The sequence below is a fragment of the Caulobacter sp. Root487D2Y genome, from assembly GCF_001427165.1.
GTDB lineage: Bacteria > Pseudomonadota > Alphaproteobacteria > Caulobacterales > Caulobacteraceae > Caulobacter.
This window is the reverse complement of sequence record NZ_LMFD01000009.1, coordinates 344269-364419: the sequence shown is the minus strand read 5'-3', so window position 1 is coordinate 364419 and position 20151 is coordinate 344269. Positions and strand designations below refer to the sequence as shown.

Here is a 20151-nt window from a genome sequence, read left to right as displayed (position 1 = left end):
TCGGGCGGCGACGGGCCTAGAAGAGGCCCCGAAGGGCGTGCAGGCCGGCGAGCAAGGATCCGAACGCGAAGGCGGTCGCGAGCATCATGGCGGCGATCAGAGCCAGCCGTTGGCCGACGGTCAGGTCATTGGGGCCTCCCCAACTTCCGAACGGCCGGGCGGCAGGAAGCTCTCGTCCATCAAGGCGCCCGCCACGCAGAGGATCTCGCGCAGCACCATTTCCGGCGGCTTGAAGTTCGCTTGCTTGCGCGTCGCGTTGACCAGGTCCGAAGCCATCATGGCGCTCTGGGCGGTCGCCGCCAGGCTGGCGAGCTGACGTTCCAGCTCCGTCCAGGTGAAGGCTGGGGCCAGGTCGTCCTGCGAGTTGAGGGTCGGCCAGGTCTTCTGAAAGTTCAAGGCGTCGCGGCGCAGGCTGATGGCCTGATCGATCGCGTCCTTCTGAGAGTCCGTAAGTGGCGGCACCGGCTGTTCCTTCCTCGATATCGCGGCCCTCGACCTGTTGGTCGGCGAACCGCGAGACCTCGACGGGGTCAAAAGACCTGGAGGAAGGATGAGCAGGGGAAGGCTGAGGGGCTAGTCCCGCCGCGTCGGACCCTGACGCGATCGGAGGGGGCGCGATCGGAGGGGGGGTCTGGTTGCGGGGCGAGACCAGGCGGGCGGCCTCGTAGCGATCGGCGACGCCCAGCCGCCGCCGCGCCTTGTCCAGGTGCCAATCGACGGTGTGCTTGGACAGGCCGAGACGGCGCGCGATCTCCTTCGAGCTCAGGTGCTCGTCCACGAGACGCAGGCAATCGCGCTCACGCGGCGTCAATCGGTCGATGCCGCTCACTGTCTGGTCCAAGCCGTCGGCCCCCGGGTCCATTCGGCTGATTGTATTCCGAAGGCGCTCCACCGCAAGATGCGGTCAGCTCTTGGGCAAATCCGAGGCGGCCAGGTTGGAGGAGATCTTCCACAGGTCGATCGCGCCCTCGGTCGCGTGGCGGTCGATCTGCCTCAATTCCTCGTCCGTGAAGCCCAGGGTGTTCAGCGCCGCCAGCGAATCCTCGAGCTGGGCCACGGTCCGCGCGCCGATCAGGGCCGAGGTGACGCGCGGATCGCGCAGCACCCAGGCAAGGGCCATCTGGGCCAGGCTCTGGCCGCGGGCCTTGGCCAGGGCGTCCAGGGCCTGGATGCGGGCGATGTTGTCGGCGCTGAGCATGTGCCCGCCCAGCGACCCCTCGCGGGCGGCGCGGGAGTCCTGGGGCACGCCGCCTAGGTATTTGTTGGTCAGCATGCCCTGGGCCAGGGGCGAGAACGCGATGCAGCCGACGCCCAGCTCCTCCAGGGTGTCGAGCAGGTTGTCCTCGATCCAGCGGTTCAGCATCGAATAGGACGGCTGGTGGATCAGCAGCGGCACGCCTTCCGACTTCAGGATGGCGGCGGCCTGGCGGGTCAGCTCGGGCGAGTAGGACGAGATGCCCACGTACAGCGCCTTGCCCTGCCGATGCAGGTGGGCCAGGGCGCCCATGGTCTCCTCCAGCGGCGTGGTCGGGTCGACGCGGTGCGAATAGAAGATGTCGACATAGTCCAGGCCCATGCGCTTGAGGCTCTGGTCGCAGCTGGCGATCAGATACTTGCGCGAGCCGCCGATCCCGCCGTACGGGCCCGGCCACATGTCCCAGCCCGCCTTGGTGGAAATGACGAGCTCGTCGCGATGGGCGGCGAAATCGGCGGCCATGACCTTGCCGAAGTTCTCCTCGGCCGAGCCGTAGGGCGGGCCGTAGTTGTTGGCCAGGTCGAAGTGGGTGACGCCCAGGTCGAAGGCCCGGCGCAGGATGGCGCGGCCGGTCTCGAACACGTCCGCGCCGCCGAAGTTCTGCCACAGCCCCAGCGAGATCGCCGGCAGGTCCAGCCCGCTGCGGCCGGTGCGGCGATAAGGCATGGCGTCATAGCGGGTGTCGGCGGCGACGTAGGGCTTCTGCACGGCGAGGTTCCTGTGTGGGGAGAGCACGGGGCGCGGATGGAATGGCGCGAAACGCTCTCTTTGTCATCCCGGACGAACGTCCCATGGACGCGCTTGGCCCGACCCGAGGGCCGGGAGGCGGACGAGAGAAGAGCGGCCTACTTCGGAACCAGCGCCTCGTGGATCGGCTCGACCCACGCATCCTTGTTGATGTCGTAGACGATGAAGTCGCTGTCGAACTGCCAGTAGGCCCAGGCCCAGCCGCGGGCCTCGGCCTCGCGGGCGGCGGCGGCGGTATAGGCGGCGCGCGAGGCCATGTCGCCCTTGTCGTAGGCCCCGAACTCGCCCAGCAGCATGGGCCGGTCGTGGGCCTTGGCCCAGGCCTGGACGCCGTCGAAGTCGGCCTTCATCCGCTGGCGCTCGGCCTGCGTGCCCCAGGTCACGCCCAGCTTGGGCGTGTCGGGATTCCACGGCGCGCCCTGGTGGGTGAACGCCATGGGCAGGTAGTAGTGGACGGTGGCGATCAGGTGGCGGTCGCCTTCCGGCAGGTCCAGCTGCTTCAGGTGATCGATGTTGTTCCAGAAGGCCGGGCCGATGATGACGTTGCGGGTCGGGTTGGTCGCGCGGACCACCGGCAGCAGCTCGGCGACCCAGGCGTTCCAAAGTTCGTCGGTCAGGGCCTTGTTCGGCTCGTTCAGCAGCTCGAACACCACGCCGTCCGGCGCGTCCTTGTAACGTTCGCCGATCTGTTTCCAGAAGGCGGTCAGCTTGGGCTTGCAGGTCGCGGGATCATTGCCGCAGTCGCCGAAATTGTGTTCGTCGAGGATGACGGTGAGCTTCTGGGCGAGCGCGGCCTCGACGACCTGATCCAGCGTCTTCAGCCAGGCTGGATCCAGCTGGTTGTCGGCGTCCATGTGCGAGAAGGCGTGCAGGTTGACCCGCACCGCGTCGAAGCCGCCGTCCTTGATGGTCTTGAAGTGGCGCATCTGGAAGCGGGCCTTGGCCGGATCCCTCCACAGCGGGTCGTAGCCGAGGACGTTGACGCCGCGGGTCATGGCCTTGACCTGGTCCCCTGGAGCGATCTCGCGGGCGGCGAGCGGCGTCGCCGACAGGGCCGACAGCAGGGCGCAGGCGGTCAGGATCTTGAAAGCTGGACGCATGGTGTTTCCTCGAGGGCTTCTGCGAGCCGCCTTGCCGCCTTTAGGCGTGACAACGCTGTCAACTTACCCGGAACGCGCGCCGTTGCAACGCCCGATCAGGCGTCGCGGCGGGCGCTGGCGGATTCAGTGTCGGGTGAGGCGGCGCGGATCAGATCCAGCACGTCGACCAGGATGATCTGCATCGCCTTCTGCGCGGCCTCGGCGTCGCGGGCGAAGATCGCGTCGGCCACATCCTCGTGCGAGGGGATCGAGGCGGTGCGGCCCTTGATGCGGTTGGTGAAGCGGATCGAGATCCGCAGGGCGGTGTTCACCAGCTCGTGCAAGTCGCGATAGAACGGGTTCTTGGTGGCGTTGAGGATCGCCACGTGAAAGGCGATGTCGGCCGACAGCGGATCGTCTTCGCCGCCGGCGGCGGCCTTCATGCGGTTGAGCGCCTTGCGGATCCCTTCAAGCCCGACCTCGTCGGCGTTGCGGGCGGCCAGGGCGGCGGCGGCGGGTTCGATGCCAAGGCGCATCTCGGTGAACTCGGCCAGCAGGCGTAAGGAGAACTTGCGCTCCAGCATCCAGCGCAGGACGTCGGGATCCAGCAGGTTCCATTCGTTCTCGGGTTCGACCACGGTGCCGTGGCGGGGGCGGGCGCTGAGCAGGCCCTTGGCCGTCAGCATCTTGACCGCCTCGCGCGTCACCGTGCGGCTGGCGCCGAACTGCTTGGACAGCTCGCCTTCGGTGGGGAAGCCGACCTGGGCGTATTCACCCGTGACAATGGCCTGGCCCAAGGACTCGACGAGTCCATAGGTCAGACTGAGGCCCGGCTGCGTACGGATCACCAAGTGCTCGTTCCCCCTGAATGCTCTCGAAAACGGTCGTCTTCAAAATAAGGTCAGACCTTGTAGCGTGCTTCGTTCACGCCCGGAACAATCATGTCGAAGATGAAAGCCCCGTCACGGCGGTCGTGACGGGGCTTGCGGTTCAGACTTGGGCGCTCATCCAGGAAAACGCCGCCCGCCTCATCACCACCAGGTGGCGTAAAGAACGATCAGGATCACGATCACGCCCAGGCCGGCGATGTTGAACCCAGTGGTGGTCTTGTAGCTGACGCCTTCCAGCGACACGACGTTGACCGCTTTCTTCTGCGGCGCGACCAGCGACACCAGGACGGCGGCGACCAGGGTCAGAAGGAACACCAGACCCACGCGGTTCATGAACGGGATCACGAACACGCCCATCTTGTCGGCCACGAAGAAGGCGCCCGACAGGGCCGCGCCGCCGATCGCGGCCACCAGGGCCGAGGCGGTGGTGGCGCGCTTCCAGAACAGGCCCAGCATGAAGATCACCACGATCCCGGGGGTGAAGAAGCCGGTGAAGTCCTGGATGAACTGGAAGGCCTGCTCGGCCTTGCCCAGCAGCGGCTTGGCCATGACGATGCCGACGATCACGGCGGCGACGGCGGTGATCCGGCCCACGGTGACCAGGTGGCGCTCGCTCGAGCCGGTCTTGATCTTGGCGTAGACGTCCAGGGTGAAGATGGTGGCGATCGAGTTGATCTTGGCGGCCAGCGACGCGACGATCGCGGCCACCAGGGCGGCGAACACCAGGCCCAGCACGCCGGGCGGCAGCAGCTTCATCATCTCCGGATAGGCCTGGTCGGGCTTGGTCAGGCCGGGAACCAGCACCAGGGCGGCGATGCCCGGCAGCACGACGATCACCGGCATCAGCAGCTTCAGATAGGCGGCCAGGGCGATGCCCTTCTGGGCCTCGGCGATGTCCTTGGCGCCGAGGGCGCGCTGGATGATGTACTGGTTGAAGCCCCAGTACGAGACGTTCATCACCCACAGGCCGCCGAACAGCACGGACAGGCCCGGCAGGTCCTTGTAGTGCGGATTGTCCCTGCTGAGGATCATGTCGAACTTCTCGGGGAACTGGCTCGTCAGATGCTGGAAGCCCGCGACGACCCCGCCGCCCGCGCCGATCTTGTCCAGCGACAGGTAGACGATGATCAGGCCGCCCGTGATCAGCAGGGCCACCTGGACGATGTCGGTCAGGGCCACGGCCTTCAGACCGCCCCACAGCTGATAGGCCAGGGCGAACACGCCGATGATCACCAGGGCGGTCATCTGGTCGACGCCGGTCACGGTGTGGATGGCGATCGAGCCCAGCCACAGGATCGAGGTCAGGTTCACGAAGACGTAGAGGATCAGCCAGAACACCGCCATCACGTTGCGGACGCTGGGTCCGTACCGCTGCTCCAGGAACTGCGGCATGGTCGAGATGTTGTTCTTCAGGAAGATCGGCAGGAAGAACTTGCCGACGATCAGCAGGGTCAGGGCCGCCATCCATTCGTAGGAGGCGATGGCCAGGCCCAGGGCGTAGCCCGAGCCGCTCATGCCGATGATCTGTTCGGCCGAGATGTTGGCGGCGATCAGCGAGGCGCCGATGGCCCACCAGGGCAGGGCCTTGCCGGCCAGGAAGTAGTCGGTGGAGTCCTTCTTGTGGCCGCCCTTGTCGCGGGAAACCCATTGGGCCAATCCGAAGATGGCGACGGCGTAGATCGCCAGGATGACGAAATCGATGGTTCTCACTGGGGTCCCCCCTTAGGGCCGTATTCTTGTTGCGACGCGGACTGGTTACTGGGTGGTCTGGTCGACCCAGGCCGCCACCAGAGTCTTGGCCCGCTGGCTGACCTCTTCGGCCGTGTAGCCCGGGCGATAGAGCTCGCCGCCGACGCCGATGCCGGACACGCCGGCCTCGATCCAAGGCTTCAGATTGGCCGCGCCGACACCGCCGACGGCATAGACGCTGACGTCCTTGGGCAGCACGTCGCGCATCGCCTTGATGTGGCCCGGCCCGAAGGTGCCGGCCGGGAACAGCTTCAGCGCGCGGGCCCCGGCCTTGACGGCGGCGAAAGCCTCGCTGGGCGTGGCGAAGCCGGGCATCACGGTCAGGCCCAGGCCGACGGCGTGGCTGATGACGGCGGCGTCGGTGTTGGGGGTGACGATCAGTTTGCCGCCGACGCCGGCCACCTGGTCCACGACCTCCGGCGACAGCACCGTGCCGGCCCCGCATAGGGCCTGGTCGCCGAACGCGGCGCACAGCTTGCCGATGCTGACCAGCGGGTCGGGCGAGTTCATCGGCACTTCGATGGCCCGGACTCCGGCCTCGACCAGGGCCGCGGCGATGTCGATGATTTCTTCGGGCGTGACGCCTCGGAGGATGGCGACGATCGGCGGGGTCTGAAGCTTAGGCAAGGACATGAACTCCACTGTTCTGAGCTGGCGACAACGTTGTCAATCCAGCCAGGACGGCGGAATCGCCGTCGACGGCCACGCTGGACCCGCCATGGGCGGCGATGGCCTGGGCATAGAGGGCGCTCAAGGCCGGGGCGCCGATCAGCGACACCTGGCCCAGATCCCCAAACCAGCTTGAGGTGGTTGCGGTATCACTGGCGATCAGCAGGCCGGACAGGAAGCCCATGGCCTCGTCCTTGGGCAGGCCGTCCAGAAGTTGTCGGCTGCGGGTCTCGAAAATCAGGTGCGGCAGGCGCGCGGGCCCCTGTTCGACGATCCGGGCGACGCCGCGGGCGAATCCCTCGGGCGACTCGGGGCCGTCTCCGGGGGCGGCCTTGGCCAGGATCGAGTGCTCGCGCAGCAGGGCGTAGAGCTCGCCGACCGGGGCGGTCAGGAAGCTGGTGATCGTCCCGCCCTCGACCACCACCCACTTGGTGTGGGTGCCGGGCAGGGCCAGCAGGCGCCGGCCGCGCTTGAGCGTGGGGTCGAGCTCGAGAGCGCCCAGGATCTGGGTCTCCTCGCCGCGCATCACGTCCGGTCCGCCCAGGGCGTTGCGGCACGACAGGCCCGGCACGATGGCCACCGGCAGGCCGTCGGCGTCGATGTGCAGCAGGCGTTCGCGGATGTCGGCGGCGTTGGCGGGGCAGGGAGCGTAGGCCGCCTCTTGCCAGCCGTTGCGCGAGCCGACCATGCCGCACAGCAGGGCCAGCGACGGCCCGGCCTCGCGCCAGTCGCCGACCAGGTCGAGGAAGGTGTCACGCGGCGACTGGGTCAGCGCCCCGATGCCCGGCCCGTCGCGGCGGTCGAGCACGCTCTTGCCCTGGCGCAGATAGAGCCGCAGGCGCGAGGTGCCCCAGTCGCCGAAGATCGTGACCGAGCTGTCCATGGGATTCATCAGTGGGACTCGCGGGTGACGACCGAACCGCTGGCGCCAACCAGGAAGTCCAGGTCCGCGCCCTTGTCGGCGCCCAGCACGTGGTCGATGTAGAGCTTGGCGTAGCCGCGCGTCGCCTTGGGCGCCGGCGGGTTCTGGCGCCAGGCGGCCAGGCGCGACGCCAGTTCTTCATCGGAGATCAGCAGGTTCAGCGATCGGGTCGGGCCGTCCAGCGCGATCTCGTCGCCGTCGCGGACCACGGCCAGCGGACCGCCGGCGTCGGACTCGGGCGAGACGTGCAGGATGACGGTGCCGAAGGCGGTGCCGCTCATGCGGGCGTCGCTGATGCGGACCATGTCCTTGACGCCCTTTTCCAGCAGCTTGGTCGGCAGGGGCATGTTGCCCACTTCCGGCATGCCCGGATAGCCCTTGGGGCCGCAGCCCTTGAGCACCAGGATCGAGCCGGCGTCGACGTCCAGGTCCGGATCGTCGATGCGGGCCTTGAAGTCCTCGATGGTCTCGAAGACCACGGCCTTGCCCTTGTGGCTGAGCAGTTCGGGGCTGGCGGCGCTGGGCTTCATCACCGCGCCGCCCGGGGCCAGGTTGCCGCGCAGCACCCAGATGCCGCTGTCGGGCTTCACGGGCGCCTCGACGCCGCGGATGACCTCGGCGTTGAACACCTCGGCCTTCTCGTACTGCTCGCCGATCCGAACGCCCGAGACGGTCGGGGCCTCGGGGTTCAGAAACGCGGCCATCTGCTTCATCACCGCCGGCAGGCCGCCGGCATAGTGCAGGTCTTCCATCAGGAAGCGGCCCGAGGGCTGCAGGTCGACCAGCAGCGGCACGTCGCGCGACAGGTTGTCGAAGTCTTCGAGGCTCAGCTCGACGCCCAGGCGGCCGGCCAGGGCCAGCAGGTGGACGACGGCGTTGGTCGAACCGCCGATCGCGGCGTGGACGCGCAGGGCGTTCTCGAACGCGGCGCGGGTGGCCACCCGCGACATGGTCAGGCCGTCATGCACCATGCGCACGATGGTGCGGCCGGTGTGGTGGGCCATGGCCGCGCGGCGGGCGTCGACGGCGGGGATCGAGGCGTTGTAGGGCAGGCTCAAGCCCATGGCCTCGACGATCGCGGCCATGGTCGAGGCGGTGCCCATGGTCATGCAGGTGCCGGGCGAGCGGCTCATGCCGCTCTCGGCCGACATGAATTCCGGCAGGGTCATCTCGCCGGCTCGCACGGCCTCGGAGAACTTCCACACGTCGGTGCCCGAGCCGATGTCCTTGCCGCGGAACTTGCCGTTCAGCATCGGGCCGGACGAGACGACAATGGTCGGCAGATCGACGCTGGCCGCGCCCATCATCTGGCCCGGGGTGGTCTTGTCGCAGCCGCCCAGCAGCACGACGCCGTCGATCGGATTGCCGCGGATCGATTCCTCGACCTCCATGGCCAGCAGGTTTCTGAACAGCATGGCGGTCGGCCGCATCTGGGTCTCGCCCAGCGACATGGCCGGGAACTCCAGGGGCAGGCCGCCGGCTTCCCAGACGCCGCGCTTCACATGCTCGGCGATGTCGCGCAGGCCCGCGTTGCAGGGGGTGATCTCCGACCACGTGTTGCAGATTCCGATCACCGGCCGGCCGTCGAACACGTCGTCGGGCAGGCCCTGACTCTTCATCCAGCTGCGATGGATAAACCCGTCGCGATCCAGCTTTCCGTAGCTGTGAGCGCTGCGGAACCTGCCGCCCCCGTTTCCCTGACCCATGTTCTTCCTTGACGCCACGGACCGCGGATACTCGCGTCCATGCCAGGCATTTATAGTATAATAATGATGGTTGCAAACGCCGCGGATTCACGGGGATTTCCGCCACCGTGGCGCCAAAGCCGCGCCCCAGGAAGCAAAATGATAGCGCTATCAATTTCGGCTTGTAAGTATCACTTATATGACTAAAGGTCAGATTCAGATCGTGCGACCGCCATAGCGGCGCACGTCACCGGCGCCCTGAGAGCGCTGGGACGGATCTCATCTGGGGGAAGGAAACCGGAATGCCGCTTCGCAATTCTCGCAACGCCATGCTCATGGGCGCGTCGGCGCTTGTTCTCTGCGCCGCTCTGCCCGCCGCCGCCTTCGCACAGGCGGCGCCGGCTCAGACCGCGGACACGGTCGAAGAAGTCGTCGTCACCGGCCAGCGCGCCGCGATCAAGTCCGCTCAAGAGATCAAGAAGAACGCCACCGAAATCGTCGACGGCATCAGCGCCGACGACATCGGCAAGCTGCCGGACCGCTCGGTCACCGAAGCGCTGCAGCGCATCGTCGGCGTCACCATCGACCACACCATGTCGCGCGGCGACCCCGAGCACTTCTCGGTCGAAGGCAGCGGCGTCAACATCCGGGGCCTGAGCTATGTCCGCTCCGAGCTCAACGGCCGCGACAGCTTCGGCGCCAACGGCGGCCGCGCGCTGTCGTTCGAGGACGTCCCGCCCGAACTGATGGCCGGCGTCGACATCTACAAGAACCCCTCGGCCGAGCAGATCGAAGGCGCCATCGGCGGCCTCGTGAACCTGCGCACCCAGATGCCGTTCGATCACAAGGGCCTGAAGGTCGGCGCGGCCGTTTCCGGCACCTATGGCGACCTCGCCAAGGGCGACTGGACGCCCTCGTACTCGGCGCTGATCAGCAATCGCTGGGACACGCCCGTCGGCGAGTTCGGCGCCCTGATCGACGTGGCCTATTCGGAAAGCCACACCCGCACCGACGGCATCCAGCAGGAAGCCTATTTCCCGCACGCTCCGAACGGCACGGTCTATAATCAGGGCACCACCACCACCACCGACGACACCACCGAGACCGGCAACGGCTGGAACACCACCGGCAAGACCGTCTGGGTGCCCAACGGCCTGCAATGGCGGACCCTGGATTTCAACCGCAAGCGCACCGGGGTCTTCGGCGCCCTGCAATGGCGTCCGAGCGACAAGTTCGAGACCTCGCTGACCTACTTCCAGTCCAAGTATGAAATGGAGTGGGGCGAGTACGCGATCTTCTCGCAGGTGTTCAATCCGGGCGACGTGGTCGTGACCAACGGCCAGTTCGACGACAAGGGCCTGTTCAAGAAGGGCACGCTGAGCGCGCCGGGCGGCATGTCGTTCAACGACGACGTCCGCGCCGCCGACCGCAACTCGCGGACCAGCGACGTGTCCTGGCACGCCCAGTGGACTCCGGACGACAAGCTGACGATCAAGACCGACGTGCAATATGTGCGCGCCACGACTCGCGGCTTCGACTCCACGGTCGCCACCGGCCTGCTGATCCCCAGCGAGGACGTCGATCTGTCCGGCGACGTTCCGAAGCTGTCCGTCGACAAGCAGTACATGGCCAACCCCGCCAACTACTTCTGGGGCTTCACCATGGACCACGCCGACGAGAGCGTGGGTCACGAGTGGGCCTGGCGCGGCGACGTCGAATACAAGTTCGACGCCGGTCCGCTGCGCAACATCCGCTTCGGCGCCCGCTACACCGACCGCGACGCCTCCACGATCCAGTCGAACCCGTCCTACAACTGGCAGGGGATCAGCCAGACCTGGATGCTGGGCTGGTACATGCCGGACCTGGCCTATCTGACGGACTATCCGGCTCCGACCACGGTCTACCAGTTCCCGAACTTCTTCAACGGCAAGGCCAACCTGCCAGCCGCCGTGGTGTTCCCGGCGCTGTCCCTGGCCCAGGGCTATCCCGACAGCTACAAGCTGCTGCACAGCTTCCGGGCTGACAACAGCTTCAGCGACAAGGGCTATGTCTGGCCGGCTCCCGCCTACGGCGGGCTGGGTTCGGAGAACCTGCAGGACGAGAACACCTGGGCCGGTTACGCCCAGGCGGCCTTTGGCTGGGATGACCTGAAGTTCCCGGTCGACGGCACCCTCGGCGTGCGCGTGGTCAAGACCAAGAACATCGCGACCGGCGCCTTCGTCGGCGCCACGACGCCCACGCTCGATCCGTCCATCCCGGCGGGCTTGATCCCGAGGTTCCAGGGCTCGACGCAGGAAGGCACGTTCCACAACGAATACACCGACGTGCTGCCCAGCCTCAACGTGCGGATCAAGCTGACCGACACGCTGCAGGCCCGCTTCGCGGCGGCCAAGGCCCTGGCCCGTCCGGACTTCACCCAGCTGCAGGCCTACACCACGATCAGCCAGTCGATCAGCGGCACGGGGACGGCGGCGGTCAGCAGCCTGACCGGCACCGCCAGCGGCAACCCTTATCTGGAGCCGACCCGCTCGAACCAGTTCGACGCGACCCTGGAATGGTATTTCGCGCCGACCGGCTCGCTGACCATGGCCGTGTTCCACAAGGACCTCAGCGACGTTGTGATCAACCAGGTCTACAACGTGCCCTACGCCTCGACGAACGGTCAGATCTACCAGTTCTCGACCACCGCGCCGGTCAACGGCGCGGACGGCAAGGCGTCGGGCGTGGAGCTCGCCTACAACCAGTTCTACGACTTCCTGCCGGGCTGGCTGTCGGGCTTCGGCCTCCAGGCCAACTTCACCTACGTGGACAGCGAGCAGACGGTCCATCCGGCCCCGAGCAACATCACCTCGGGCCAGGCCTCGACCCTGCTGCTGAACCAGTACGGCATCGACACCAACGGCGCGGGCTTCACGAACCTGCCGCTCGCGAACCTGTCGAAGTACAGCTACAACGTCGCCCTGATGTACGAGAAGGGTCCGATCTCGGCTCGCCTCGCCTACAACTGGCGTTCGAAGTACCTGCAGGCCGTCAACGTCAACGGCGGCCAGGGCACCAACGGCTTCGACAGCAAGACCGGTCAGTACAACCAGACCTGGGGCCTGCCGATGTGGGCCGACGACTACGGCCAGCTGGACGGATCGCTGTTCTACAAGGTCAACGACAAGGTCCAGCTGGGCGTCGAAGCCCAGAACCTGTCGGACAGCAAGTACAAGCAGCTGCTCCAACAGAACACCGGCTATAACGGCCGGGCCTGGTTCGTCAGCGGCCGTCGCTACACCGCCACCCTGCGCCTCAACTTCTAAGCCCAGGTTGGACTAGGATCGGGCCCGCGCTTCGATGAAGCGCGGGCCTTTTCCTTTCGCAGGTTCCAGGTGGAGAGCGGCGTGACCGACAATCGCATCCGCAAGATCGTCGTGGTTGGCGGCGGCACGGCCGGCTGGATGGCGGCGGCGGCCCTGTCGCGCTTCATCGAGGGCGCCCCCGTGGCGATCGAGGTGGTGGAGTCGGCCGAGATCGGCACCGTGGGGGTGGGGGAGGCGACGATCCCGCCGATCCGCCTGTTCAACGCCACTCTGGGCCTGGACGAGATCGACTTCATCAAGAAGACCCAGGCGACCTTCAAGCTGGGCATCGAGTTCAACGGCTGGGGAAAGCCCGGCTCGCGCTATTTCCACGGCTTCGGCGACTTCGGCCCGCCGATCGACGGCGTGCCGCCGCACCACCACTGGCTGCGCATGCGGGCGGCGGGCGAGACCGCTGGCCTGCAGGAGCATTCGCTGGTCACGATGATGGCCGACCTCGGCCGGTTCCGCCCGCCGACGCCCGACCCGCGCTCGGTCTATTCGACCTACTCCTACGCCTTCCAGTTCGACGCCACGCTCTACGGCCGCTACCTGCGCGGTTTCGCCGAGGCCAACGGCGTCAGGCGCACCGAGGGCAAGATCGTCGACGTGGCCCTGCGCGCCGACGACGGCTTCGTCGAGGCGGTGGTGCTGGAGAGCGGCGCGCGGGTGGAAGCCGATCTGTTCGTCGACTGCTCGGGCTTTCGGGGCCTGCTGATCGAAGGGGCGCTGAAGACCGGCTACGAGGACTGGAGCCGTTGGCTGCCGGTCGACCGGGCTCTGGCCGTGCCCAGCCAGAACGTGGGCCCGCCGACGCCCTTCACCAGCGCCACGGCCCGCTCCGCCGGCTGGCAGTGGCGCATCCCGCTGCAGCACCGGACCGGCAACGGCTATGTCTATTGCAGCCAGTACATCGACGACGACGCGGCGGCGCAGACCCTGCTGGCCAATCTGGACGGCGCGGCCCTGGACGTCCCCCGGCCCCTGCGCTTCGTCACCGGCCGGCGGCGCAAGTTCTGGAACCGCAATGTCGTGGCCCTGGGCCTGGCCGGCGGCTTCATGGAGCCGCTGGAGAGCACCAGCATCCACCTGATCCAGAACGGCATCGGCCACCTGATCGAGTTCTTCCCCGACCGGGCCTGCGATCCGAAGCTGGCGGACGCCTTCAACGCCAAGAGCGGCGAGGAGTACGAGCGGATCCGCGACTTCCTGATCGCCCACTACTGCACCAACCAGCGGGTGGGCGAGCCCTTCTGGGACGCGGTGCGGACCATGAGCCTGCCCGACAGTCTCAAGGCGACGCTGGAGACCTTCCGCGCGACCGGATCGATGGGTTTGGACACCTACGAGGCCTTCTTCGAGCCCAGCTGGCTGTCGGTGCTGCTGGGCCAGCAGGTCTGGCCGAAGGACTATGACCGGCGCGCCGACGCCATCCCCCTGGCCGAGCTGTCGCACGGGTTGAAGCTGCGACGGGGCGCGGTGCGGCAGGCCGCCGAGGCCGCGCCCGGCCACGCCGATTTCATCGCCCGCTACTGCCGCGCGGACCCGCCTCCGGACGCCTGACGCCGCGGCTCGAAACCGTGGCGAAAGGCTTCCCAAGCCTTGCCAAGGAATTATCATACTTATACGAGTGATAGCGCTAACAAAGTCGCCGCGATGGGATGCTTCCCGGGAACGTCGACGAACCGGGAGGCCCGATGCCCAGCCAGTTTTCACCCTCCGCGCGCGGCAAGCTCGCCTCGCCCCTCGCCTCGGCCCTGGCCGTTGTCGCGGCCGCGTCGCTGTTCGTCGGCGGCGCCCACGCGACGGACGCCCCCAGGCTGGTCGAGAAGGACGGTCGCCATGCCCTGATGGTCGACGGCGCGCCCTTCCTGATGCTGGGCGTCCAGGCCAACAACGCCGCCAACTATCCCTCGCAGCTGCCCAAGGTGTGGCCGGCCGTGAAGGCCCTGCACGCCAACACCCTGGAGATCCCGGTCGCCTGGGAGCAGATCGAACCGGTCGAAGGGCAGTTCGATTTCTCGTATGTCGACGTGCTGCTGAAACAGGCCCGCGAGAACGACGTGCGCCTGGTGCTGTTGTGGTTCGGGACCTGGAAGAACAACGGTCCGAACTACGCGCCCGAATGGGTCAAGCTGGACAACAAGCGCTTCCCGCGGGTGATCACCGCCAAAGGCGAGACCCGCAACTCGTTGTCGCCGCACTTCCCAGCCACGCTGGAGGCCGACAAGAAGGCCTTCGCCGCCCTGATGCGCCACCTGAAGACGGCCGATCCCGATCACACCGTGATCATGATCCAGCCCGAGAACGAGACCGGCACCTACAACGCCGTCCGCGACCACTCGCCGACCGCCCAGAAGCTGTTCGAGGGGCCCGTGCCGGCCCAGTTGGTCAAGGCGATGGGCAAGAAGCCGGGAACCTGGAGCCAGGTGTTCGGCAAGGACGCCGACGAGTTCTTCCATGCCTGGTCGATCGGCCGGTTCGTCGACGAGGTCGCCGCCGCCGGCAAGCGCGAGCTGGCCCTGCCGATGTACGTCAACGCGGCCCTGCGCGATCCCTTCAACTACCAGGATCCGTACACCTACTCGTCGGGCGGGCCGACCTGGAACGTGCTGGACGTCTGGAAGGCCGCCGCGCCCTCGATCGACGCCATCGCGCCCGACATCTACATGCGCGAGAGCGCCAACGTCCGGAAGACGCTGGAGCAGTACGCGCGGCCCGACAACGCCCTGTTCGTGCCCGAGATCGGGGACGACAAGGGCTTCGCGCGGTTCTTTTATGACGTGCTGGGCGCCCACGCCTTGGGCTTCTCGCCGTTTGGCCTGGATTACACGGGCTATTCCAACTACCCGCTCGGCGCCAAGACGGTCGACGCCCAGGCGCTGGAGAACTTCGCGGTCCACTACCGCCTGCTGGCCCCGATGGCCCGCGAGTGGGCCAGGCTGTCCTATACGGGCGACGTCTGGGGCGTGGGCGAGGCCGACGACCGCAAGGCCGAGACCCTGAAGCTGGGCGACCGCTGGACCGCCACCGTCTCGTACGGCGAATGGCAGTTCGGCTCGATCGACGCGCCCTGGATGGGCAAGGCCGACAAGCAGCCCAATCGCGAGGTCCCCGACGGCGGGGCCCTGATCGCCCGGCTGTCGGCCAACGAGTTCCTGGTCACCGGCTATCGCGCCCGCGTCAGCTTCGGCTCGGCCAAGGGCGAGCGGTTCATGATGGCCCGGGTCGAGGAGGGTCACTTCGAGAACGGCCTGTGGGTCTTCGACCGCCTGTGGAACGGCGATCAGACCGACTACGGCCTGAACCTGACGACCTTGCCGCAGGTGCTGAAGGTCAAGCTGGCCACGTACTGACATTGAACCCGCTCATCCCGGCGAGCGCGGGGATCGGCGCAGATAAATCGAGACCATAGGAAGACCCAATGCGCATGCTCCCGAAGACCTTCGCCGCCGGCCTGGCCCTGGCCCTGATGGCCTCGACCAGTGCGTTCGCCCTGGACGGCGCGTTCGAGAAGACCGCCGACGGCGTGATCGTCACCCCCGCCTCGGGGCCGGCCAAGAAGGTCCGGCTGCAGGTGATGGGCGAGCGGGTCATCCACGTCACCGCCACGCCGACCGACAGCTTGGACGTCCCGCCCAGCCTGATGGTCACGGCCAAGCCCGGCGGCGCCTTCACGGTCAGCGAGGCCGGCGGCAAGGTGGTGGTCAAGGCCGGCAAGGCCGCGGCCGAGGTGTCCCTGGCGGACGGCGCGGTCAGCTTCCGCGACGAGGCGGGCAAGCTGGTCCTCGCCGAGAACGGCCGGCGTCCGTTCAAGACCGAGACCATCGACGGCAAGACGTTCTACGGCGTCAGCCAACAGTTCAATCCGGGCACGGACGAAGCCTTCTACGGCCTGGGCCAGCACCAGAACGGCCAGATGAACTACAATGGCCAGGACGTCGAACTGGCCCAGTACAACCGCGACATCGCCGTGCCGTTCGTGCTGTCGACCCGCAACTACGGCCTGCTGTGGGAGAACAACGGCATCACTCGCTTCGGCGACCCGACGCCGTACGACCTGGCCTCGCGCGACCTGAAGATCTTCGACGCGGCCGGCAAGCCGGGCGGCTTCACCGCCAGGTACTACGTCAAGGGCGAGCTCAAGCTGACCCGGACCGAGCAGGACATCAACTACCGCTATCTGAAGGACCTGCCCAACTGGCCGGCCGAGCTGACGGGCCCCGACAAGAAGCCGGTCAAGGGCGCCACCGTGGTTTGGGAAGGCTCGGTCGAGGCCCCTGTCGGCGGCGTCCAGAAGTTCAAGCTCTACTCGTCCAGCTACGCCAAGCTCTACGTCGACGGCAAGCTGACGATCGACAGGTGGCGGCAGAACTGGAACCCCTGGTTCCACAACTTCACCGTCCCGATGAAGGCCGGGACCCGCCACAAGATCCGCGTCGAGTGGGATCCCAACGACGGCTACATCGCCCTGCTGCACAACAACCCGATCGCGGCGGCCGACCAGCATTCGCTGACCCTCACCTCGGAGGTCGCCCATGCGATCGACTACTACTATGTCGGCGGCGGCGACCTGGACCAGGTGATCAGCGGCTATCGCGGCCTGACGGGCGACGCGGTGATGATGCCGCGCTGGGCCTACGGCCTGTGGCAGAGCCGCCAGCGCTACGAGACCGCCGACCAGCTGCTGGGCGTGGTCAAGGAATACCGGGCCCGCAAGCTGCCGCTCGACAACATCGTCGAGGACTGGCGCTACTGGAAGGACGACAGCTGGGGCAGCCACAAGTTCGACGAGACGCGCTTCCCCGACCCCAAGGCGATGATCGACGAGGTCCACGACCTCAACGCCCACTTCATGATCTCGATCTGGGCCAAGTTCTATCCGACCACGGATCACTACAAGGAGCTCGACGCCAAGGGCCACATGTACCACCGCAACATCGAGCAGGGCGCGCTCGACTGGGTGGGCCCCGGCTATCTGAACTCGTTCTACGACCCCTATTCCAAGGAGGCGCGCGACATCTACTGGCGCCAGGTCAAGGAGAGCCTGAAGGTCTACGGCGTCGACGCCTGGTGGATGGACAGCGACGAGCCGGACATGCACTCCAACCTCGACATCCCCGAGCGCACCTTGCGCATGGGGCCGACGGCCATGGGCCCGGGCGCGGAGTTCTTCAACTCCTATCCGCTGATCCACACCACCGGCGTGTTCGAGGGCGAGCATGAGCTGAACCCCGACAAGCGCAGCTTCATCCTGTCGCGTTCGGGCTTCGGTGGGATCCAGCGCAACGGCGTGGCCCTGTGGAGCGGCGACGTGGTCGCGCGCTGGGACGACCTGAAGGACCAGATCTCGGCCGGCGTGAACCTGTCGATGTCGGGCATCCCCAACTGGACCACCGACATCGGCGGCTTCTCGGTCGAGGATCGCTACACCAACAAGGACCCGGCCCACTGGGCCGAGTGGCAGGAGCTGAACCTGCGCTGGTTCCAGTTCGGCGCCTTCAGCCCGCTGTTCCGCAGTCACGGCGAGACCCCGTTCCGCGAGATCTACAACCTCGCCGACGAAGGGACCGAGGTCTACAAGGCGCTGGCCTGGTACGACGAGCTCCGCTACCGGCTGATGCCCTACACCTACACCCTGGCGGCCGACACCTATCAGCGCGACGGCAGCATCATGCGCGGCTTGGTGATGGACTTCCCGGCCGACAAGACGGCGCGCGACGTCAATGACGAATACCTGTTCGGCAAGGCGTTCCTAGTCGCCCCGGTGACCGAGTTCAAGGCTCGCTCGCGGCCGGTCTACCTGCCGGCCGGCGCGTCCTGGTACGACTTCGAGAGCGGCAAGGCTTTCAAGGGCGGCCAGACCATCAAGGCCGACGCGCCGCTGTCGCGCATGCCGCTGTTCGTGAAGGCCGGCTCGATCGTGCCGACCACGGTGGTCCAGCAATATGTCGGCGAGAAGCCCGACGCCCCGCTGACCGTGGTGGTCTACACCGGCGCCGACGGGACGTTCGAGCTCTACGAGGACGACGGTCTCAGCAACGGCTACGCCCGCGGCGCCTGGAGCCGCATCCCGATGAGCTACGACAACGCCTCGGGGCGGCTGACGATCGGGGCGCGGTCGGGGTCGTTCAAGGGGATGGTCGAGAACCGCGAGATCAAAGTGCGGTTCATCGGGGGCGGGGCCAAGCCGGTCGACTTCGAGACGGTGGATCAGACGGTGGCGTATGCCGGTCAGCCGGTGGTGGTGATGCGGAAGTAGGTCAGGTGGCTCACTCACTTGCCCCCACCTGACCGCTTCGCGGTCTGTCCGCCCCCATAGGGGGCGGAGGACGCGCGCGCGGCGCCCTCTTCCCCCTGTGGGGGAAGAGGGTCGCGAAGCGACCCGTTGGGGGCAAGTGTTGGCCGCTGAACCTTACGCCTGAACCACCAGCTTCTTCACGATCAGCGCCGCCGCGTTCACCCGCTCGCCGCCCGGCTCCATCACCTCCAGGTGCACGTGGTTGGTGATCCCCGGATAGTGCCTCTGCAGGCTCTCGACGCGGCCGATGGTTTCGCCCAGGCGGACGGTCTGGCCGACCTCGACGCCGGGGGTCACGTAGAAGGCGCGGGCGACATAGCCGAGGGCCGGATTGCTGATCTCGACGAACTTCAGGTCGCTGGAGCCGGCATAGGCGTAGCCGATCTTGGTGACGTAGCCGGAGATCGGGGCCTGGACGTCCTGGCCGGCCTGGGCCACGTAGTCGACGCCCTCGTGCTCGCGGGCCCCGCCGTCGCGGCGGGCGCCGAACTGGCCGTCGCCAAACTCGTCATGGCCGCGCGGCGCGCCGCCGGTCGGGTTAGCGAAGTCGGGCGCGCCGTCGCCGTCGATGTCCGAACCGCTCCAGATCAGCGTCTTGCGGACCGGCTTTTGGGGCTTGGCGGCCATGTCGGCCAGCAGGCGCTGCAGGGTCGGCGAGGGGCCGCGGGGGGCCTTGTGCGGGTTCTCCATCGCCGCCACCACCATCGGAGCGAAGACCAGGGCCAGGCCCAGCGCGCCGCGCGCCAGGGGGGCGAGTTTCTTCGCTGTCGATGCTTGCATTAATTCGTCCTGGATCGTTTTGAGGCCTAAAGCGTTGGCCCGACTAGCGACCAGATAAGGCGAAGACGTGGCAAATTCCGTGCGACGGGAGGTCGCGCGTTGATTTGCCTGCCGCGCGGAATAGTCGAAGCTTTACTGTGGAATATGCTCCGGGTCGACCGTGATTTCGGAGATCAATGTTCGGCCGCGTCCCTCGAGGCTTAGGTGTGAGTGGCCGTGTTCGAGCAGAACCGCGTCCAGCGGCGACAGGTCGATCGCGCCCCCGGGGCGAAGGACGCGCAACGGATCCAGGACCAGGACCAGGGTCACCCGGGCCTTGGCGGCCACCTCGCTGGCGCCGGCCACGGTCAGCCTGCGGGTCCGCGCCCGCCACTTGTCACGCCGCACCATCACGTTCAGGTCGCTGATCGGTCCGTCGGTCAGGCGGGCCGCGACCCGCGCCTCGCCCGGAAAGGCCAGGGGCGGGGAAGCGGCGTCCAGCGCCAGCATGCGGTCGTCGACGGTCAGCAGCAGCCCTTCGCCCTGGATCACCGTCAGCACCCGGTCCACGCCGGGGAAGGTCGAGAACGGGCCGTCGGCGGCGATCTGCGCCAGGCTGATCCGCCACTCGAAGCCGTCCAGGTCCGCCCCCGGCGGGAAGGCGGCCACCTCGCGCGTGTGGCCGCCGCCGTTCTTCCACGGCGTGGCGATCCGGTCGGCGGCTCTCAGGACGCGCATCTATCTAATCCGC

14 protein-coding genes and 1 pseudogene are annotated in these 20151 nt (G+C 67.3%); 4 read left to right on the top strand and 11 right to left on the bottom strand.

Annotated elements, in window-relative coordinates:
• Positions 1-120: 120 nt before the first annotated feature.
• The 9 genes and pseudogenes from ASD38_RS24555 to ASD38_RS09165 all read right to left on the bottom strand — a co-directional run bounded on the left by ASD38_RS24555 (position 121) and on the right by ASD38_RS09165 (position 9017).
• A complete protein-coding gene (locus tag ASD38_RS24555; RefSeq protein ID WP_056442071.1) occupies positions 121-462 on the bottom strand; it encodes a hypothetical protein in 342 nt (113 codons plus the stop codon).
• A gap of 199 nt (positions 463-661) precedes the next feature.
• Positions 662-862, bottom strand: a pseudogene (locus ASD38_RS24550) (helix-turn-helix domain-containing protein); the annotation flags it as partial.
• A 42-nt stretch (positions 863-904) separates the two neighbouring features.
• Positions 905-1921: an L-glyceraldehyde 3-phosphate reductase gene (mgrA, locus tag ASD38_RS09195; RefSeq protein ID WP_056459685.1), complete on the bottom strand. Its 1017-nt coding sequence runs from the start codon at positions 1919-1921 to the stop codon at positions 905-907.
• A gap of 179 nt (positions 1922-2100) precedes the next feature.
• A complete protein-coding gene (locus tag ASD38_RS09190) occupies positions 2101-3102 on the bottom strand; it encodes a glycoside hydrolase family 5 protein (RefSeq protein ID WP_082560712.1) in 1002 nt (333 codons plus the stop codon).
• A 95-nt stretch (positions 3103-3197) separates the two neighbouring features.
• Positions 3198-3926: a FadR/GntR family transcriptional regulator gene (locus ASD38_RS09185; protein WP_056442477.1), complete on the bottom strand. Its 729-nt coding sequence runs from the start codon at positions 3924-3926 to the stop codon at positions 3198-3200.
• A gap of 186 nt (positions 3927-4112) precedes the next feature.
• Positions 4113-5681, bottom strand: a complete 1569-nt coding sequence (locus tag ASD38_RS09180; RefSeq protein ID WP_056459452.1) for a sodium/sugar symporter — start codon at positions 5679-5681, stop codon at positions 4113-4115.
• 45 nt (positions 5682-5726) lie between these two features.
• The gene (locus ASD38_RS09175; RefSeq protein WP_442856975.1) at positions 5727-6347 is read right to left on the bottom strand and encodes a 2-dehydro-3-deoxy-6-phosphogalactonate aldolase; all 621 of its coding nucleotides are present in this window, start codon (positions 6345-6347) and stop codon (positions 5727-5729) included.
• On the bottom strand, positions 6340-7272 hold the full coding sequence (locus ASD38_RS09170; RefSeq protein ID WP_056459679.1) for a 2-dehydro-3-deoxygalactonokinase: 933 nt from the start codon (positions 7270-7272) through the stop codon (positions 6340-6342). Before ASD38_RS09170 ends, ASD38_RS09175 begins: the two co-directional genes overlap by 8 nt.
• An 8-nt stretch (positions 7273-7280) precedes the next feature.
• Positions 7281-9017, bottom strand: coding sequence for an IlvD/Edd family dehydratase (locus ASD38_RS09165; protein WP_056459448.1), 1737 nt, complete (start codon positions 9015-9017; stop codon positions 7281-7283).
• Between the two features lie 281 nt (positions 9018-9298).
• Between ASD38_RS09165 and ASD38_RS09160 the strand changes: the two genes are divergently transcribed.
• The 4 genes from ASD38_RS09160 (at position 9299) to ASD38_RS09145 (ending at position 18602) form a co-directional block, all read left to right on the top strand.
• The gene (locus ASD38_RS09160) at positions 9299-12301 is read left to right on the top strand and encodes a TonB-dependent receptor (protein WP_082554761.1); all 3003 of its coding nucleotides are present in this window, start codon (positions 9299-9301) and stop codon (positions 12299-12301) included.
• A gap of 81 nt (positions 12302-12382) precedes the next feature.
• Positions 12383-13903, top strand: coding sequence for a tryptophan halogenase family protein (locus ASD38_RS09155; protein ID WP_056459677.1), 1521 nt, complete (start codon positions 12383-12385; stop codon positions 13901-13903).
• 134 nt (positions 13904-14037) lie between these two features.
• A complete protein-coding gene (locus ASD38_RS09150) occupies positions 14038-15696 on the top strand; it encodes a DUF5597 domain-containing protein (RefSeq protein ID WP_056459676.1) in 1659 nt (552 codons plus the stop codon).
• Positions 15697-15764: 68 nt separating this feature from the next.
• Positions 15765-18602: a TIM-barrel domain-containing protein gene (locus ASD38_RS09145; RefSeq protein ID WP_442857023.1), complete on the top strand. Its 2838-nt coding sequence runs from the start codon at positions 15765-15767 to the stop codon at positions 18600-18602.
• 153 nt (positions 18603-18755) lie between these two features.
• Here ASD38_RS09145 and ASD38_RS09140 read toward each other — a convergent pair whose 3' ends face one another.
• Positions 18756-19421, bottom strand: a complete 666-nt coding sequence (locus tag ASD38_RS09140; RefSeq protein WP_056459444.1) for a M23 family metallopeptidase — start codon at positions 19419-19421, stop codon at positions 18756-18758.
• 132 nt (positions 19422-19553) lie between these two features.
• Entirely contained in the window at positions 19554-20138 is a 585-nt protein-coding gene (locus ASD38_RS09135; protein ID WP_056442053.1) for a HutD/Ves family protein, read from the bottom strand.
• Positions 20139-20151: the final 13 nt, after the last annotated feature.

Bases quoted from the DNA above. Each gene is read 5' to 3' on its own strand.
- ASD38_RS09165 (WP_056459448.1), bottom strand. From the start codon at position 9,017: ATGGGTCAGGGAAACGGGGGCGGCAGGTTCCGCAGCGCTCACAGCTAC.
- ASD38_RS09160 (WP_082554761.1), top strand. From the start codon at position 9,299: ATGCCGCTTCGCAATTCTCGCAACGCCATGCTCATGGGCGCGTCGGCG.
- mgrA (WP_056459685.1), bottom strand. From the start codon at position 1,921: ATGCCTTATCGCCGCACCGGCCGCAGCGGGCTGGACCTGCCGGCGATC.
- ASD38_RS09140 (WP_056459444.1), bottom strand. From the start codon at position 19,421: ATGCAAGCATCGACAGCGAAGAAACTCGCCCCCCTGGCGCGCGGCGCG.
- ASD38_RS09150 (WP_056459676.1), top strand. From the start codon at position 14,038: ATGCCCAGCCAGTTTTCACCCTCCGCGCGCGGCAAGCTCGCCTCGCCC.
- ASD38_RS09170 (WP_056459679.1), bottom strand. From the start codon at position 7,272: ATGGACAGCTCGGTCACGATCTTCGGCGACTGGGGCACCTCGCGCCTG.
- ASD38_RS09190 (WP_082560712.1), bottom strand. From the start codon at position 3,102: ATGCGTCCAGCTTTCAAGATCCTGACCGCCTGCGCCCTGCTGTCGGCC.
- ASD38_RS09135 (WP_056442053.1), bottom strand. From the start codon at position 20,138: ATGCGCGTCCTGAGAGCCGCCGACCGGATCGCCACGCCGTGGAAGAAC.
- ASD38_RS09145 (WP_442857023.1), top strand. From the start codon at position 15,765: ATGCGCATGCTCCCGAAGACCTTCGCCGCCGGCCTGGCCCTGGCCCTG.